This is a genomic window from Pseudomonas lijiangensis, assembly GCF_018968705.1.
GTDB classification, from domain to species: Bacteria; Pseudomonadota; Gammaproteobacteria; order Pseudomonadales; family Pseudomonadaceae; genus Aquipseudomonas; species Aquipseudomonas lijiangensis.
The window spans coordinates 442,687-459,761 of record NZ_CP076668.1 but is presented as its reverse complement, the minus strand read 5'-3'; the positions used below and the strand labels follow the sequence as shown (position 1 = coordinate 459,761).

Here is a 17,075-nt window from a genome sequence, read left to right as displayed (position 1 = left end):
CAAGCTTCAAGCTTTTAACTTGCAGCTTTTAGCTTGCCGCTTGCCCCACCATCACCCCCATCAATCATGCTGGGCAGCTCTCAATCTCCGGCCTAGACTCTGCCCACTACAAGATAAAGGGTGAAGGTCATGTCCGAGACGCTGCTCAGTTCCCGCAATCTGGCTTTCGAGCTGTATGAGGTGCTGGATGCCGAGGCGCTGATCCGGCGCGAGCGTTTTGCCGAGCATTCGCGCGAGACGTTCGATGCCGCCATTGGCACTGCCCGCACCATCGCCGAAAAGTACTTTGCCCCGCACAACCGCAAAGCCGATGAAAACGAGCCGCGCTACGAAAATGGCGAGGCGGTGCTGATCCCCGAGGTCAAACCGGCGGTGGATGCGTTTCTGGAAGCCGGTTTTCTCAATGCGGCGCGGGACTTCGAGGAAGGCGGCATGCAGTTGCCGACCCTGCTCTCTCAGGCTTGTTTTGCCCACTTCCAGGCAGCGAACGCAGGCACCACGGCTTATCCGTTCCTGAGCATGGGCGTGGCAAACCTGATCGAAAGCTTCGGCAGCGACGAGCAAAAGCAGCGCTTTCTGCAACCGATCATCGAAGGCCGTTTTTTCGGCACCATGGCGTTGACCGAACCCCATGCGGGCTCATCGCTCTCGGATATCCGCACCCGCGCCGAACCTGCGGCGGATGGCAGTTATCGCTTGCGGGGCAACAAGATCTTCATTTCCGGTGGCGATCATTCGCTGTCGGAAAACATCGTGCATATGGTGCTGGCAAAGCTGCCGGACGCGCCTGCGGGCGTGAAAGGGATTTCGCTGTTTATAGTGCCCAAGTTTCTGGTCAATGAAGACGGCACCAATGGCCCACGCAATGACGTGATTCTGGCCGGGCTGTTTCACAAGATGGGCTGGCGCGGTACCACCTCGACGGCATTGAACTTCGGCGATAACGGCCAATGTGTGGGCTACCTGGTAGGCAAGCCGCACCAGGGTTTGAGCTACATGTTCCAGATGATGAACGAAGCGCGGATTGGCGTGGGCATGGGCGCCATCATGCTTGGTTATGCGGGTTATCTGTATTCACTGGACTACGCCCGGGAACGCCCGCAAGGACGATTGCCCGATAACCGTGACCCGCAAAGTGCGCCCGTGCCGATCATCCAGCACGCCGATGTCAGGCGCATGCTGTTGACGCAAAAAGCCTACGTGGAAGGTGCATTCGACCTCGGTTTGTATAGCGCTCGCCTTTTCGACGACACCCAGACCGGCGAAACCGAAGAAGGGCGTCATCAGGCCCAGGAACTGCTCGACCTGTTGACGCCCATCGTCAAGTCATGGCCTTCGGAGTTCTGCCTGAAAGCCAACGAACTGGCGATCCAGATTCTGGGCGGTCATGGTTACACCCGCGAATATCCGGTCGAGCAGTATTACCGTGATAACCGCCTGAATCCGATCCATGAAGGCACCCACGGCATTCAGTCGCTGGACCTGCTGGGCCGCAAGCTGGCACAGAACAATGGTGCCGGCCTCAAACAACTGATTCGCCTGATTGCCGACACCACCCGACGTGCCAGCGCCCATCAGGGCCTCGATGCCTTGCGCCAGCCGCTGGAACAACTGGTGACACGCCTGCAAACGGTGACTGTCGGCCTGCTGACCGATCTGGCACAGGGCAAGGTCAGCACCACGCTCGCCAATTCGGCGCTCTACCTGAAGGTGTTCGGCCATACCGTCATCGGCTGGCGCTGGCTGGAACAGGCCATTCGCGCCACAGAAGGGCTGGCTCGAAACAACCCTTCCGATGCCGATTTCTATCAAGGCAAGTTGCAGGCAGCCCGATACTTCCTGACCTGGGAAATACCGGGCTGCAATCATGAACTGACGCTACTGGAAAACCGGGATGATGCCTGCCTGGGCATGCAGGCCGAGTGGTTCTAGAAACTCAACCCCCGAGGGTTCGCGGGAAAGAACCGGTCCACCAGTCGCTGACCTTGCTCACCCAGCTTTGCCGCATAGCGTTCGCGAGTGAAGGGTTCACCGGTGCGCAAGTCGTAGAGCTTGTGCCAGACCTTGGGCGTGGAGGTTTCAATCAGACGCACCTTGATGAACCTGTAATTGATGCCGGATACCTGATGAATGTCGTCGATCAGGAAATAGCGACCCGGCAGGAAAATCGACTCGACCTCTTCCGGATCCGTGGAGAACGGAGCGACAGGCGTCGCTCCCAGATAGTTTCTGGCAGGCAATTCAAAGACAACCGAAGAGTCGTCAAAGGTGGTGAGAATGCCTTTGCGGGCAAAACTGGCGGAGTACTCGCCAGCCTGGCTACTGCAGAAAGCCCGAGCCACATAAGGATTTTCGCTGAACGACAGGATGTCGGTGCTGACCAGTACGTCGCCACTCTTGATCTGCCCGTTACGGAAAAACCGCCCCGAGGTACCCCGCAGATCACTGCCGCCCCGATAAAGCGAGACGCTATTGTCGAAGCCGATGGTGCGCAGGTCGTCGGCCAGCTCATCGATCAGGTCCACCTGGGCGGGACCTGTGGATATTCCAGTGCGCAGATACTTGTTGAAAGAGGAGTCCTTGGCAGAATACAGCGGGATTCGTCCTCCCACATATCGGCCGTCCGGACGCCTGAATATGTGATGGGCATCTCCCCACTCGTCAATGTACAAGGGGTTGCCATGAAGGTCCTCCGCGATCAGATCGCCCTTATTCAAGAACGGCACGATCATGATCGATTTTTGCCGCGCCAGAGCGTTCTGCGACAGACGCTCTTCTTCTGCGAGATTGAACTGCATATACACATCCCAGAAAGACGAGCGCACAGTCACAAACGCTCCGCTGGCCACGTCATTGCTGACGTCACTCGCCGGTAGAACCGGCGTCGACGTGACTGAAGGCTCGCGCCACTCCCATTCATTACGGGCATTGAGATGTACTGCGCGGCCAGGGTCGCTGGCCAAGGGGTTGGCCGGATCGGTCAGGGTCCAGGCATTGAGCTCATCGTTGAACACGACCCGATACGGCACGTCGCCCAGATTGATCCAGGTTTCGCCATTGGACAGCATCTGGACGCCACGCATGTTGGCACTGGCCCCGGTCGCCGGGAGCGCTGGCGGGCTCAACTCGATCATGGGAATGGACTGGGAGGTATCAGACACGGCAGCGGCGCCTGTACTGCGACTGCCCGCGCCGGTCCTGAGAATGCCCACCAGTACCGCAAGGTTGAATACCAGAGAGATCGAGCCGTAGATCACACTGATGATCCCGGCCTTGCGCTGCCGGGGCTCGCGGGCCTGAAGGGTCCGATCGACCTCAAGTACAAGACTGGCAGAACTCACCCCGACCATGAGTAAAGCCATCGGCCAGCCCAATGTCGCCAGCCCCCCGAATGTACTGCTGAACGCATTCAGGTAGCCGAGCCATATCTGCTTGCGCAAGTCGGTATTGGAAGTCAGCAAGGTCTGCGCATCCTCACGCATCTGCTCACGGGCCAGCCCGCGAAGGTGGACGAACGCATCCCCAGTGATGGCGAAATCCCTGCTGTTGATCAGTGTCTGTCCCGCAACCCAGGGGGTGTCCAGAATCTGCCGTGCATGTTCATCGAAGAACCCGCCATGCAGTTGCCGGGCGGTGGCCGAGCGAATGAACAGTTTTTTGAAGGTGGCCGTTGGCGAGGTATCGAGCAATCGCTCCTGCACCCATTCATACAACACCTTGTCCGAGGCAAATACATGAAAGGGATCGGTATCGCCGGGCAGATAGAGAATTTGCTGTCCGCTGCCATCAACGATGCGAATGCTTTCGGTGCAGACATAGCCGCCGATATCGAAAGTGCGCAAAGTCAGCCCGGCACGGGGAATAACGCCTGTACGCAGCGCATCGTAGGTCATGACAGGTTGCAGCCTGCCGATGATCGTTTCAGTGATGAGCTTGAACTGCTGGATATTCAAGCGCCCCTTGAGCATTTGCAAACCGGCAGATGCCATGAACGCGGAGCGGGCCAGGGTGCAGAAATTCTCGCGGTGCAGCGTCCAGAAGCGCTCCATCCTGGCGGTGAACAGCGCACTGAAGTCCAGCGCCCAGAAATCGTCCAGAACCTGGCGGGGATGCAAGGCGACTTCGTTATGTTCGTCGAACAAGCGCTGTTGCGGCCCGCCACGGTAGAAGCCGCCATAGGATGCCAGCTCATCGCCGGCGTTCTGGTCGTCAACACTGAAGCGACGAATCATCAGTTCGACAAACGTCATCGACTCCACGGGCGGCCCGGAATGCTGCCAGCCGGTAAGGGTTCTCGGATTGCTCACCGCCGTGGAAAAGCGGTGCCAATAGATACTCTCCGGATCCAGCCATTTGCCGGTATGCCTGAACAGCAGCTTGCGGGCTTCGGCATAGGCAAGCCCATGGATATCGGGGTAATCATCGATGAATGCCCGAGCGATGGTCTTGAGTCGATGCTCATCGTTGCCAATCGCGATCCGGGTCACTTCAGTTGTAGGCATGGCTTTCTTTCCTTGTAGGGGACAAGCCATGCACGTGAGCAGATAAAGAAATTGTAAGGCGTTAATTATTTATGGGATCAGTCTGTAACCTTTTTTGACAGCCAGCCAATTCAACAGGTTAGAATCCCTTGGCACGCGGACTGCATGGTCAGTTTGCGGCCCGCCTGTTTATAACCGTTTACATATGGAGTACCGCCCTTGGATGCCACGACCATCAACAGCCTGTTCCTTATCGGCGCGTTGCTGGTGGGCGCAAGCATTCTGGTCAGTTCTCTGTCTTCGCGCCTCGGCATTCCGATTCTGGTCATTATTCTTGCCGTGGGCATGGTCGCCGGGGTCGATGGCGGCGGGATCATCTTCGACAACTACGCCACAGCCTATCTGGTGGGCAACCTGGCTCTGGCCGTGATTCTGCTCGACGGTGGCCTGCGCACCCGAGTCGCCAGCTTCCGGGTTGCGTTATGGCCCGCCTTGTCGCTGGCAACGGTCGGGGTGCTGATCACCACAGGCCTGACCGGCATGGTCGCGGCCTGGCTGTTTGACCTGAACATGATTCAGGGCCTGCTGATCGGCGCAATCGTCGGCTCTACCGACGCCGCCGCGGTGTTCTCGCTACTGGGCGGCAAAGGCCTGAACGAGCGGGTGACCGCCAGCCTGGAAATCGAATCCGGCAGCAACGACCCCATGGCGGTGTTTCTGACCGTCACCCTGATCGGCATGCTCGCCAGCGGCCAGACCGGCCTGCACTGGGGATTGCTGGGGCACCTTATTCAAGAGTTCGGTATCGGCAGCTTCATCGGCCTGGGTGGCGGCTGGCTGATGCTGCAATTGGTCAACCGCATCAATCTGGCAGCCGGGCTGTATCCGATTCTGGTCATCGCAGGTGGTCTGGCGATCTTTGCCCTGACCAACGCCATTCACGGCAGCGGCTTCCTGGCCGTTTACCTGTGCGGTCTGGTACTGGGCAACCGGCCAATCCGCAGCCGTCACGGCATTCTGCACATGCTCGACGGCATGGCCTGGCTGGCACAGATCGGCATGTTCCTGGTGCTGGGCCTGCTGGTCACACCCCACGACCTGCTGCCTATCGCCATCCCGGCCCTTGGCCTGGCGTTGTGGATGATTCTGGTGGCGCGTCCGCTTTCGGTCATGGTCGGCCTGCTGCCGTTCAAGGCGTTCCATGGTCGTGAAAAGGCGTTCATTGCCTGGGTCGGCTTGCGCGGCGCGGTTCCGATCATTCTGGCGGTTTTCCCGCTGATGGCCGGCCTGCCCAACGCGCAGCTGTATTTCAACCTCGCGTTCTTCATCGTTCTGGTTTCGCTGTTGCTGCAAGGCACCAGCCTGCCGTGGATGGCAAAACTGCTCAAGGTCACGGTTCCGCCTGATCCTGCACCGATTACCCGTTCGGCGCTGGAAGTGCATGTCACCAGTGAATGGGAGCTGTTCGTCTATCGCCTGGGCGCTGAAAAGTGGTGCATCGGCGCGGCACTGCGCGAGCTGAAGATGCCTGAAAACACCCGTATTGCGGCGCTGTTCAGGAATCAGCAACTGCTCCACCCTTCCGGCAGTACCACGCTGGAAGTGGGCGACATGCTGTGCGTGATCGGCCACGAACATGATCTTCCGGCACTGGGCAAGCTGTTCAGCCAGGCACCGCAACGCGGCCTGGACCTGCGTTTCTTCGGTGACTTCGTCCTTGAGGGCGATGCGCAACTGGGTGCCGTCGCAGCACTGTATGGCCTCAAACTCGACGGTCTGGATAACAATATGCCGCTCAGCCAGTTCATCATTCAGAAGAATCGCGGTGAGCCCGTCGTGGGCGACCAGATCGAATGGAATGGAACTATTTGGACTGTTGCGGTGATGGAAGGGAACAAGATCCTCAAAGTCGGCGTCAGATTCCCCGAAGGAAGCCGCCCGGGTCCCGGATTGTTCCTTTAAACTGCCAATCCACTCCGTTTTATCAAGCGACCGGTGTCTATGTTTTCGCTGCGTGCATTTTTTGCTGTCACTCTGCTCGGGCTTTGCCTTTCCACTTTCCCGGCGTTGGCGGCTGACCCGCCAACCAGTGCAGCCGTGCAGCAAAGCCTGGACAAGATCGCCGACCGTAAACTGCCGGAGGCCGATCAGAAGGCCTTGCAGCAGGTGCTTGAGCAAACCCTCGCGTTTCTGTCCAGCCAGCAGGACAGCCAGGAGAAACTCGCCGCGCTCAAGCAGCAGTTGAATCAGGCTCCCAAACAGACCACCGAGAACCAGCGCGAACTGAGCCGCCTGAAAGAAAGCAGAGTCATCCCTGTTGCCCAGCGCTATGGCAACCTTGACGTGCCGCAACTCGAGCAGATGCTCAGCCAGCGCAGCACTCAGCAAAGCGACCTGCAAAAGGCCCTCAACGAAGCCAACAGCCTGACCATCACCGCCCAGACGCGGCCGGAAAGAGCCCAGGCGGAAATCAGCGCCAACCAGACCCGCATCCAGCAAATCAACGCCACGCTCAAGCTGGGCAAGGATAACGGCAAGACCCTCAACGCCGATCAGCGCAACATGCTCAATGCCGAACTGGCGTCGATCAATGCATTGAACCTGCTGCGCCGCCAGGAGCTGGCCGGCAACAGCCAGCTTCAGGACCTGGGCAACAGCCAGCATGACCTGCTGACCGAGAAAGTCAGCCGTCAGGAGCAGGAAATCCAGGACCTGCAGACCCTGATCAACGACAAGCGCCGTGCCCAGTCCCAGAAGACTGTGGCCGAGCTGTCTCTGGAAGCACAAAAGGCAGGCAGCAGCAGCCTGCTGGCCACTGAAAGCGCGGCCAACCTCAAGCTGTCCGACTATTTGCTGCGCGGCACCGATCGCCTCAATGAGCTGACCCAGCAGAACCTCAAGACCAAGCAGCAACTGGACAACCTGACCCAGACCGATCAGGCCCTGAGCGAGCAGATCAACGTCCTGAGTGGCAGCCTGCTGCTGTCCAAGATTCTCTACAAACAGAAGCAGGCCCTGCCCCATCTGCAACTGGACAAAGGCCTGGCCGACGAAATCGCCAACATTCGCCTGTACCAGTTCGAGGTCAACCAGCAGCGCGAACAGATGAGCAGCCCTTCGGCCTACGTCGAAAAACTGCTGGCGACCCAACCGCCCGAAGACATCACCCCGCAACTGCGCAAGACCCTGCTGGATCTGGCCATTACCCGCAGCGACCTGCTGGAGCGCCTGAACCGCGAACTCAGCGCCCTGCTCAACGAATCCATCACCCTGCAACTGAACCAGAAACAGCTGACCAGCACGGCCTTGGGCCTGCGCGCTACGCTGGACGAGCAGATGTTCTGGATCCCCAGCAACAAGCCGCTCGATCTGGAATGGTTCCAGAACATCTGGCCGCGCCTGACCAAGCAGCTCGCCACACTCCCCTGGACATCCAGCCTCAGCGAACTGTCCGACGGGCTGACACAGCGTCCGCTGCTGTTCCTGCCGCTGCTGGTGCTGATCGGTGTCCTGACATGGCGACGCAAGGCGCTTTATCAGAAGCTGGGCCGGTTGCACTCCGATATCGGCCACTTCAAACGTGACAGCCAGTGGAAAACGCCTCTGGCCCTGCTGATCAACGTGCTGCTGGCCTTGCCTGTCGCGCTGGGCCTGGCCTTGTGCGGCTACGCCCTGCAGATCGATGCCCGTGGGCAGAACGCCAATCTGGGCGAAGCATTGCTGCAGATTGCCCTGGCCTGGCTCGTGTTCTACACGGCCTATCGTGTCCTGGCACCGGCTGGCGTTGCGCAACTGCATTTCCGCTGGGAAACGGCTCAGGTGGAATTCCTGCGTGGCTGGGTTCGTCGCCTGGGGCTCGTGGTGCTGGCGCTGGTGGCAGTGGTCGCCGTTGCCGAACACCAACCGGCGGCACTGGCCGACGATGTGCTGGGCATTGGCGTGGTACTGACCTGCTACGCCTTGATGGCCTGGCTGCTCAGCCGCCTGCTGCTTTCCAGCCCGACTCATCACAACGCCTCGCTATTCCGCAAAGCCGTCGGTCTTGCGTTCACGGCACTGCCCATCGCGCTGTTTCTGGCGGTCTGCTTCGGTTACTACTACACCGCGCTGAAACTCAGCGACCGCCTGATCGACACCCTGTACCTGATCATGCTCTGGCTGGTGACAGAGGCCACCTTCGTGCGCGGCCTGAGCGTTGCCGCACGCCGTCTGGCTTACCAGCGCGCACTGGCCAAGCGTCAGGCCGCGAGGGAAAGCGGTGACGGCGAAATCGCGATAGAAGAACCGAAGCTGGACATCGAGCAGGTCAACCAGCAGTCGCTGCGCCTGATTCGCCTGGCCTTGCTGGGTGGTTTCATCGGCGGGCTCTATCTGGTCTGGGCCGACCTGATCACCGTATTCGCGTATCTGGACAACATCACCCTGTACGAATACACCAGCGGCACAGGCGCCAACATCAGCATGGTGCCCATCAGCCTCGGCGACATGATCGGCGCACTGGTGATCATCGGCATCACGTTCGTGCTCGCGGGCAACCTGCCCGGCCTGCTGGAAGTGCTGGTGTTGTCACGCCTGAATCTGGCGCAAGGCAGTGCCTATGCCACGACCACGCTGCTGTCCTACGCCATTGCCGGCATCGGCTTCGTTTCCACCCTCTCGACCCTTGGCGTGAGCTGGGACAAGCTGCAATGGCTGGTGGCCGCACTGTCGGTCGGCCTGGGTTTCGGCATGCAGGAAATCTTCGCGAACTTCATCTCCGGCATCATGATCCTCTTCGAGCGTCCGGTACGAATCGGTGACACCATCACCATCGGCAACCTGTCGGGCACGGTCAGCAAGATCCGCATCCGCGCCACGACCATCACCGACTTCGACCGCAAGGACATCATCGTCCCGAACAAGACCTTCATCACCGGCCAGCTCATCAACTGGTCGCTGACCGACACCATCACCCGCGTAACCCTGAAACTGGGCGTGGATTACGGTTCGGACCTGGATCTGGTCCGGACCCTTCTGCTCCAGGCCGCCCGCGACAACCCCCGCGTGCTGAAGGAACCGGAACCGATCGTCTACTTCCTGAACTTCGGCGAAAGCACCCTGGACCACGAATTGCGCATGCATGTGCGCGACCTGGGCGACCGTAACCCGGTGCTGGACGAGATCAACCGCTTCATCAACCGTGAGTTCAAGAAGCAGAAAATCAACATCTCGTTCCGCCAGATGGAGGTCTATCTCAAGAATCTCCATGGTCAGGAGTACAAGATGGTACCCATCGAAAACGCCGACAAGACCATCCTGCCTGTCGAGCCTGAAACGCCGCCGGTCACGACCAAAGTGAAGCCAGCGCCCAAGGATGCACCCGAGCCGCCTGAACTCAGGCTCGACTGATACTGCCAATCCCAGCAGAATGCCTGAACATTCTGCTGGAGATGGCCCGTGAAAGCCCTCGACGAACTCATCTTCGACAACCGCTTCGCCCGACTGGGCGATGTGTTTTCCACAGCGGTCCTGCCCGAGCCCATTGAAGAGCCTCGACTGGTGGTTGCCAGCGAGTCAGCCCTGGCACTACTGGATCTGGACCCGAGCCAGGCCGAACTCCCTCTGTTCGCCGAAATCTTCAGCGGTCACAAGCTCTGGAGCGATGCCGATCCACGGGCAATGGTCTATTCAGGTCACCAGTTCGGCTCCTACAACCCAAGGCTGGGAGACGGGCGTGGCCTGTTGCTGGGCGAGGTCTATAACGACGCCGGCGAGCATTGGGACCTGCACCTCAAAGGTGCTGGCCGCACGCCTTATTCACGCATGGGCGACGGGCGCGCCGTATCGCGCTCCTCGATCCGCGAGTTCCTGGCCTCTGAAGCCCTTCACGCACTGGGCATCCCCACCAGCCGGGCAGCCTGTGTGATCGGCTCAAGCACGCCGGTATGGCGTGAAACACAGGAACGGGCGGCGATGGTTCTGCGGCTGGCTCCAAGCCATATCCGCTTTGGCAGCCTCGAATACTTCTACTACACCAAGCAACCGGATCGCCTTAAAGAATTGGGTGAATACATACTGGCCATGCACTACCCACAGTGCCTGGAACAGCCCGAGCCTTATCTGGCGATGTTCAGGGAAATCGTCGAGCGCAACGCCGAACTGATCGCAAAATGGCAGGCCTATGGCTTCTGTCATGGCGTGATGAACACCGACAACATGTCGATCATGGGCATCACCTTCGACTTCGGCCCGTTCGCCTTTCTGGACGATTTCGATGAGCATTTCATCTGCAACCATTCCGATCATGAAGGCCGTTACTCCTTCAGCAATCAGGTGCCTATCGCGCAGTGGAACCTCAGCGCACTGGCTCAAGCCCTGACGCCCTTCATCAGCGTCGAAGCGCTGCGCGAAACCATCGGCCTGTTCCTGCCGCTCTATCAGGCCCACTACCTGGACCTCATGCGCCGCCGCCTGGGCCTGACCAGCGCCGAAGACGAGGATGACAAACTGATCAGCCGCCTCCTGCAACTGATGCAGAACAGCGGCGTCGATTACACCCTGTTCTTCCGCCGACTGGGCGACAAACCCGCTGCCGATGCGCTGCGCACATTGCGTGACGACTTTGTCGACATCAAGGGTTTCGACAGTTGGGCCGAAAGCTATCAAGCGCGTCAGGCCAGAGAAGAAAACGGTACCGAGCAGGACCGCCAGACACGCATGCACGCCGTCAATCCGCTCTACATCCTGCGCAACTACCTGGCGCAGAACGCCATCGAAGCGGCAGAAAAAGGCGACTACACCGAAGTCCGCCGCCTGCATGAAGTGCTCTGCAACCCGTTCACCGAACAGCCCGACATGACTGACTACGCGCAACGCCCGCCGGATTGGGGGAAGCATCTGGAGATCAGTTGTTCGTCTTGATTGCTGGCGCCGTAGCAGCAGGACTTTGGGCCTCCTTGGGAGGCTTTTCCTCAGCCTTGTTATCCTTGCCGGGAATCGCGCCTGCCAGGACTTCAAACAGCGTGAGTAGTCGTTCGTCTTTCTTGGGACCGGCAGCGGCTTCGAGCATCCAGCCTTCTACTTTGGCTTCGTAATCTTCAGGATATTGGGCTTGCTCGATGAGAGGAAGAGACCGGTAATGGACCAAATGCTCTGCATAAAAAACATGAGGTTGCTGTGTGAACGCTCCTTGTTGGCTTTCATGACCGATATTCAAGTGCCACCCCAGCTCAATCGCCCAAGCTCCCCGATAAGCCGCATGCCTCTCATGCAAGGTAAAGGTGTCACCCTCATCGTAAGCAATCACGGTCAGTTGCTCATACGACAAACCGGCAAACGGGTTCCTGGCGCTGTGATCACGACGCATATCGCGGACCACATACTCCACCGCCTGACGATCTCGCTCTTTCAAGGCCGGATCATTGATGGTGGGGTCCGGTAAAACCTGCATGGCATCAGGGCGGAAATACGGCACAGCGTCGAATTGAGCCCGCAATCTGAGCGCCAGATCCCCCAGTTGACTGCGAGTCAGCGATTGATCACGCGCCTCGGCCCGGGCAGCACTTTCGCTTAGTTGGCGAGACAGTATCGATATATGGGTCGTGTCCGATAAAGGCGCTGAAACTTCAGCAGTCTTATCACTTCCTGACACAGCAGGTACTTTTATCGCCGGCATTAATGTAACGGGTAAAGGTGCAGCAATAGCCTCAATACTACTCATCTTATGCAGCCCTCTATATTGAGGAATGAAATTCGTACCGAAACAGTGACCTGCTGCCGGCACGAAAACCAGAAACACTTATCTCATGACAAATTCAACCGTCCACTCATGCGTAGTGCTATTGACAGAAACTATCCTGGCATCACAACGCGCCCCGCCACTTGCCACAGCATCCTTGATCCACTTGGGCACTCTTACACCACGGGTATGGGCCATGATGTAAGTCGACTTGAATTTACATTCTTTAATGCCTGCCCTGTACCGAACAAACGCATGACTGGCATCTGGAGAAAGGCGTCCTTTGACAACATATGAGTCTGTACTGCCTGCAGAAACAATCGCGACGGGGACTTTTGCAGCAAAAGTCCTGGTCATCGCCTCATTGCTATCCACCGGACTATATACCGCAGGAGCCGAACCACTATTTTTAAAAATAACCGTCACCTGTGGTCCTGCCTGTACTGCGCCCGCTGTAACAAACGCAACGACAGCCATCACACCTTTAATACCTTTTAAAGTTTTCATCCCTTGATTCCTTTTTTGTTATTCCCTGCCAAAAAAGGTTAGAGACATCAGAAGTTTTGCTCAACTACCCGATCGGATAACCCGAAAGGATAGGTTTCCTCATAAACAAATACCCCGTAGGAGCGAATTCATTCGCGAACCTCAACAGTATTTACTTATTTATCTGTAGGACTTTTCCTTAATGCTATTTAATGCCCCCTTTATCACTGTTTTGCGCATAACCTCGTACTTTCCAAACACAGAGGAGGCAGGTCATGCCATTTGTAGTCAGGGAAGGCGATCCGACCACCACAGGTGGTTTCGTGCTGTCAGCATCGGCAACAGAATTGATAGATGAGCGCAGAGTGGCGCGCATGGGGGATCCGGTGTGGTGCCCAGCGTGCAAGAGCGTGGGCTACATCGCTCAGGGGAATCCCACCTATATCAATGGCTGTGTTGCCGTCGCCACGCACGGGCATGAGGTGAAATGCGGATGCCAGTCTGGCAACAACCGACTCACTGCCTCTCAGGAGCATTCAAGGGCAGATATGGACGCGACTATCAGCATTCCTGCAGAAATGGCCGAAAAGGCGCAGCTGAATGCCGAGCAGATCATCTGCTCGATCAAGGCAGGCACCTTTGCTTCTCCGCTCTTCAAATCTGATGCACAGGGCTGACGCCTGCCGGAATGGGGTCTTGCACCCCATCCAGGTCATCTTCAGGCCTGGGCCCTGGCTTCCAGCCAGTGGTGCAGGTCAACGAATTGCTGCGTCAACTTGTGACGAGGGTCGAAATGAATCAAGGGGGTACTGGCATGATGCGACTCGCGCATTTTCACCGAGGCACTGAGATGAATCGGCAAGACCGGCAGTCCCTCGGCAATCAGTTCGTCGATCATTTGCTGGGGCAGACTGGCACGAGGCTGGAACTGGTTGACGATAATCCCTTCCACTTCAAGACCGTCATTATGATCGTCCTTGAGTTCCTCGACTTCTTGCAGCAAGCCATACAGGGCCTGGCGCGAAAAGCTGTCGCAGTCGAAGGGAATGAGTACACGATCAGCAGCAATCAATGCCGAAACAGCATAGAAGTTCAGGGCTGGCGGAGTATCCAGATAAATGCGCTCGTAATCTTCGCTCAGCTCATCCAGCAACTTTCTCAGCTTGTTGATCTTGTGCTTGGCCTCAAGCTTGGGCTGAAGGTCGGCCAGCTCTGCGGTCGCTGTCACCACATGCAGGTTGTCGTAAGGCGTTTCATAGATATCGACATGGTTCTTCCTGCCAAATGGCGCGGAAGAAAGCGTCTGCTTGAAGAACTCGGCAATCCCCATCGGAATATCGCTGCCCGTCAGACCGGTGAGGTATTGGGTCGAATTGGCCTGGGCATCCAGATCGATCAACAGTGTTCGGTAACCTTCGCTGGCACTGACCGCTGCCAGATTGCAGGCGATGCTGGACTTGCCGACACCCCCTTTCTGATTGAACACCACGCGACGCATGCAATAACTCCTCGTTCAGTGAAGAAACACCCTGCAATGCCGATAAAGCCCACAGGAAATCCGAGTCTAGGCAATCCATATGACAAGGGCGAGCTTTCCACAGAGCTGAAGGCCACTGAGGTCTCGCATACCTGCAATATGGCTCTGATAAAGCATCAAAAAAGCGCTTATTGACGCAAAAAAAGCATTTGCAAACAAATAATGTGTAACAAATTTGCTACTCATACGGGCCATCAGGATAATGCGCGCAATCAGTCGGAATTACATATCAAGACTGCTGTCGCTCGCCTGAAGCAGCAACAAGAAGTAGCCCGCAGGGGCGGGAAGAAAAGTTGTGATTACATTCAACATCGCACAATGGCGTGCCTGGGCCCCAGGCCTGACAAGCGTCGACGACTGGCAGCAGTGGAGCCGCAATCCGACGCTTTTACAAAGCAGCGATGCGGCCCCCGACGTCTCTTTCCTTCCCGCCATGCAGCGCAGACGCCTGAGCAGAATGGCGCGCATGGCATTTACGGTGGGCTGGCCATTGGCTGAAGGCCACGAGCGCCTGCCTCTGGTATTCGTGTCGCGCCATGGGGAAACGCCCCGCACCTTTGACATATTGCGTGACCTTGCGGCAAACGAGCCGCTATCTCCCACACAATTCAGCCTTTCCGTGCACAACGCGGTGATTGGACTGTGGTCGATCATGCGCGGAGAAACCTGCGAAATGACCGCCCTGGCCGCGGCAGGCGACGGCCTGGAACACGGGATTTTCGAAGCAGTCACGCTGTTGGCCGAAGGCAGCAAGGCCGTGCTGGTAGTGGTGACCGAAGAGCAACCGCCGCAAGCCTATGCCCAATGGATCGATGACGTGCCCTTCCCCTATGCCGTTGGCCTGCTGCTGACACAGGGCGATGAGTGGCAGCTGTCTCTGGGTGGCGATACCCAGACCGCCGAGCGAAGCCAATGGCCTCATGCCCTGAATCTGTTACGCGCTCTGAACACCAACCAATCCGTTTGCCAACATCTCTGGAATAACCGGTTATGGAACTGGCAACGCAACCTCTGAAGAAAGGCCGGGATGCCTACTACTGGCGCCTGCTGGCTACCGGAATCAGTTTTGTCCTGTTCGGGTTGAGCGGGCTGTGCCTGCGCCTGTTCGTTTTTCCGTTGCTGGGTTGCCTGCCAGGGGACAAGGCCAGCCATCAGCGTCGTGCACGCCGCACCATCAGCCGTCTGTTCTGGCTGTTTATCCGCATCATGGCGCGAATGGGTGTCCTGACCTACGACGTACAAGGTGCCGAACGCCTGGGCCGTCCAGGGCAGATGATCATCGCCAACCATCCTTCGCTGATCGATGTGGTGTTCCTGATCGGGCTGGTGCGCGATGCCAATTGCGTGGTCAAGCGAAGCCTGTGGGACAACCCCTGCACTCGCGGCCCCGTGCGCTCCACCGGTTACATCAGCAACGACGGCAGCATGGACATGCTCGACGCGGCCGTCGACCGCCTGCAGACAGGCCAGACCCTGATCATTTTTCCGGAAGGTACCCGGACCCAGCCGGGCATGGCACCCGCCTTTCACAGAGGTGCAGCCGCCATTGCCCTGCGCGGCGCCAGCATGATTACCCCGGTCATCATCCAGGTCAGCCCGAGCACCCTGACCAAGGCCGAGCCCTGGTACCGGATCCCCCAACGCCGCGTGCATTTCACCCTGCGCGTCGGCGAAGACATCGACCCAAACAGCTTTGCTGCACTTGGCCCGCCGCCGCTGGCGTCGCGCAAACTCAACGATTACCTGCATGCGTATTTCATCAAGGAGCTCGCCATAGATGAGCGATCTACACCGGGACATTAAGCAACTGATCATCGATGCCCTGGGCCTCGAAGACATCACCCCACACGACATAGGCAACGACCAGATTCTCTTTGGCGAAGGCCTGGGACTGGATTCGGTCGATGCGCTGGAACTGGGGCTGGCGATTCAGAAGCGCTACGGCATCAAGATCGATGCCGATGCAAAAGACACTCGCAATCACTTCACTTGCGTAGACAGCCTTGCGGCCTTCGTCAGCGCCAGACAATCGGCCTGAGGACTGAACATGCAAACCCGCGAAGACATTTTCGAGACCCTGCGTGCGTCCATGGTCGAGTTGTTCGAGCTTGAGCCGGAGCGCGTCACCCTGCAAGCCAACCTGTATCAGGATCTGGAAATCGACAGCATCGATGCCGTAGACCTGATCGATCACATCAAGCGCAAGACCGGCAAGAAAATCGCCGCCGAAGAGTTCAAGTCGGTAAGAACGGTCAACGATGTAGTCGAAGCCGTCTATCGCATGGCCAACCCGGCGGAATGAAACGGCTGATCGGCCCCGGTCTGCTACTGATCGGTGTGCTCTACCCGTTTGCCGTTTACTGGGGCACGGAGCATTTCGCGCCCTGGCAGTTCGCGCTGTTGCTGGGCAGCCTGTGGCTGATGCGCGCACTGACGGGCGAAAGACAGGCGGGCACTCTGGCCATGGCGACAGCGGCGATTGCGTTCTGCCTGTTGCTGGGCGTGCTGGACAGCCCGCTTCTGCTGCGCTGGTATCCGGTGCTCATCAGCCTGTTCATGTTGTGCCTGTTCGGCTCGAGCCTGATGTATGGCATGCCTTTGGTGGAACGACTGGCACGCCTGAAAGAGCCGGAATTACCCGAAGTCGCCGTCCGCTATACGCGCCAGGTCACCAAGGCCTGGTGTGTGTTCTTTCTGGGCAACGGTCTGATGACAGCAGCCCTGACACTGTGGGCTCCCCTGTCCTGGTGGGCGCTGTATACCGGCCTGATTTCCTATGGACTGATGGGCCTGCTGTTCGCAGGCGAATTGATAGTCCGCCGACGTGTTCGAGGCGGAGCATGAAATGGATCGC

At 58.1% G+C, this 17,075-nt stretch carries 14 protein-coding genes; 10 read left to right on the top strand and 4 right to left on the bottom strand.

The features are described 5' to 3' along the window. Positions 1-129: 129 nt before the first annotated feature. Positions 130-1,932: an acyl-CoA dehydrogenase gene (locus KQP88_RS02090; RefSeq protein ID WP_216704723.1), complete on the top strand. Its 1,803-nt coding sequence runs from the start codon at positions 130-132 to the stop codon at positions 1,930-1,932. Here KQP88_RS02090 and KQP88_RS02085 read toward each other — a convergent pair. Then, entirely contained in the window at positions 1,929-4,502 is a 2,574-nt protein-coding gene (locus KQP88_RS02085) for a dermonecrotic toxin domain-containing protein (protein ID WP_216704722.1), read from the bottom strand. The two genes, KQP88_RS02090 and KQP88_RS02085, sit on opposite strands and share 4 nt — an antisense overlap. Positions 4,503-4,700: 198 nt before the next feature. Between KQP88_RS02085 and KQP88_RS02080 the strand changes: the two genes are divergently transcribed. From KQP88_RS02080 to selO, 3 genes are read left to right on the top strand one after another with little or no spacing between them, the layout of a single operon-like run. After that, a complete protein-coding gene (locus KQP88_RS02080; RefSeq protein WP_198724204.1) occupies positions 4,701-6,443 on the top strand; it encodes a potassium/proton antiporter in 1,743 nt (580 codons plus the stop codon). A gap of 39 nt (positions 6,444-6,482) precedes the next feature. After that, positions 6,483-9,869 carry a mechanosensitive channel MscK gene (gene mscK / locus KQP88_RS02075; protein ID WP_200993930.1) on the top strand — a complete coding sequence of 1,129 codons (3,387 nt, stop codon included), beginning with the start codon at positions 6,483-6,485 and terminating at the stop codon, positions 9,867-9,869. A 48-nt stretch (positions 9,870-9,917) separates the two neighbouring features. Further along, the gene (gene selO, locus KQP88_RS02070; RefSeq protein WP_216704721.1) at positions 9,918-11,381 is read left to right on the top strand and encodes a protein adenylyltransferase SelO; all 1,464 of its coding nucleotides are present in this window, start codon (positions 9,918-9,920) and stop codon (positions 11,379-11,381) included. Here the strand turns inward: selO and KQP88_RS02065 are convergent. Next, on the bottom strand, positions 11,365-12,180 hold the full coding sequence (locus KQP88_RS02065) for a hypothetical protein (RefSeq protein ID WP_216704720.1): 816 nt from the start codon (positions 12,178-12,180) through the stop codon (positions 11,365-11,367). The two genes, selO and KQP88_RS02065, sit on opposite strands and share 17 nt — an antisense overlap. A gap of 78 nt (positions 12,181-12,258) precedes the next feature. Next, complete coding sequence (locus tag KQP88_RS02060) at positions 12,259-12,705, bottom strand: hypothetical protein (RefSeq protein ID WP_216704719.1); 447 nt, start codon at positions 12,703-12,705, stop codon at positions 12,259-12,261. Between the two features lie 254 nt (positions 12,706-12,959). On the opposite strand from KQP88_RS02060, the gene KQP88_RS02055 reads away from it, so the two are divergent. Further along, entirely contained in the window at positions 12,960-13,361 is a 402-nt protein-coding gene (locus KQP88_RS02055) for a PAAR domain-containing protein (protein ID WP_216704718.1), read from the top strand. A gap of 41 nt (positions 13,362-13,402) precedes the next feature. Here the strand turns inward: KQP88_RS02055 and KQP88_RS02050 are convergent, their stop codons facing one another. Further along, the gene (locus KQP88_RS02050) at positions 13,403-14,182 is read right to left on the bottom strand and encodes a ParA family protein (protein WP_200993935.1); all 780 of its coding nucleotides are present in this window, start codon (positions 14,180-14,182) and stop codon (positions 13,403-13,405) included. A 334-nt stretch (positions 14,183-14,516) separates the two neighbouring features. Here KQP88_RS02050 and KQP88_RS02045 point away from each other — a divergent pair, with 334 nt between their 5' ends. The 5 genes from KQP88_RS02045 to KQP88_RS02025 are packed head-to-tail and all read left to right on the top strand — an operon-like array spanning position 14,517 to position 17,065. Next, positions 14,517-15,236, top strand: a complete 720-nt coding sequence (locus KQP88_RS02045; RefSeq protein ID WP_216704717.1) for a beta-ketoacyl synthase chain length factor — start codon at positions 14,517-14,519, stop codon at positions 15,234-15,236. Further along, the gene (locus KQP88_RS02040) at positions 15,212-16,024 is read left to right on the top strand and encodes a lysophospholipid acyltransferase family protein (RefSeq protein WP_216704716.1); all 813 of its coding nucleotides are present in this window, start codon (positions 15,212-15,214) and stop codon (positions 16,022-16,024) included. The genes KQP88_RS02045 and KQP88_RS02040 overlap by 25 nt, the downstream gene beginning before the upstream one ends. Next, positions 15,999-16,259 (top strand): phosphopantetheine-binding protein, encoded by a 261-nt coding sequence (locus tag KQP88_RS02035; RefSeq protein ID WP_025258164.1) that lies wholly within the window; start codon positions 15,999-16,001, stop codon positions 16,257-16,259. The genes KQP88_RS02040 and KQP88_RS02035 overlap by 26 nt, the downstream gene beginning before the upstream one ends. Positions 16,260-16,268: 9 nt before the next feature. After that, positions 16,269-16,523, top strand: coding sequence for an acyl carrier protein (locus KQP88_RS02030; RefSeq protein WP_117167185.1), 255 nt, complete (start codon positions 16,269-16,271; stop codon positions 16,521-16,523). After that, complete coding sequence (locus KQP88_RS02025; protein WP_216704715.1) at positions 16,520-17,065, top strand: COG4648 family protein; 546 nt, start codon at positions 16,520-16,522, stop codon at positions 17,063-17,065. The genes KQP88_RS02030 and KQP88_RS02025 overlap by 4 nt, the downstream gene beginning before the upstream one ends. The last annotated feature ends 10 nt before the right edge of the window (positions 17,066-17,075 follow it).

What these genes read in the sequence shown, in the direction of transcription:
- KQP88_RS02090 (WP_216704723.1), top strand. Translation starts at nt 130, where the DNA reads ATGTCCGAGACGCTGCTCAGTTCCCGCAATCTGGCTTTCGAGCTGTAT.
- KQP88_RS02025 (WP_216704715.1), top strand. Translation starts at nt 16,520, where the DNA reads ATGAAACGGCTGATCGGCCCCGGTCTGCTACTGATCGGTGTGCTCTAC.
- mscK (WP_200993930.1), top strand. Translation starts at nt 6,483, where the DNA reads ATGTTTTCGCTGCGTGCATTTTTTGCTGTCACTCTGCTCGGGCTTTGC.
- KQP88_RS02035 (WP_025258164.1), top strand. Translation starts at nt 15,999, where the DNA reads ATGAGCGATCTACACCGGGACATTAAGCAACTGATCATCGATGCCCTG.
- KQP88_RS02030 (WP_117167185.1), top strand. Translation starts at nt 16,269, where the DNA reads ATGCAAACCCGCGAAGACATTTTCGAGACCCTGCGTGCGTCCATGGTC.
- KQP88_RS02060 (WP_216704719.1), bottom strand. Translation starts at nt 12,705, where the DNA reads ATGAAAACTTTAAAAGGTATTAAAGGTGTGATGGCTGTCGTTGCGTTT.
- KQP88_RS02065 (WP_216704720.1), bottom strand. Translation starts at nt 12,180, where the DNA reads ATGAGTAGTATTGAGGCTATTGCTGCACCTTTACCCGTTACATTAATG.
- KQP88_RS02040 (WP_216704716.1), top strand. Translation starts at nt 15,212, where the DNA reads ATGGAACTGGCAACGCAACCTCTGAAGAAAGGCCGGGATGCCTACTAC.
- KQP88_RS02050 (WP_200993935.1), bottom strand. Translation starts at nt 14,182, where the DNA reads ATGCGTCGCGTGGTGTTCAATCAGAAAGGGGGTGTCGGCAAGTCCAGC.
- KQP88_RS02055 (WP_216704718.1), top strand. Translation starts at nt 12,960, where the DNA reads ATGCCATTTGTAGTCAGGGAAGGCGATCCGACCACCACAGGTGGTTTC.
- KQP88_RS02085 (WP_216704722.1), bottom strand. Translation starts at nt 4,502, where the DNA reads ATGCCTACAACTGAAGTGACCCGGATCGCGATTGGCAACGATGAGCAT.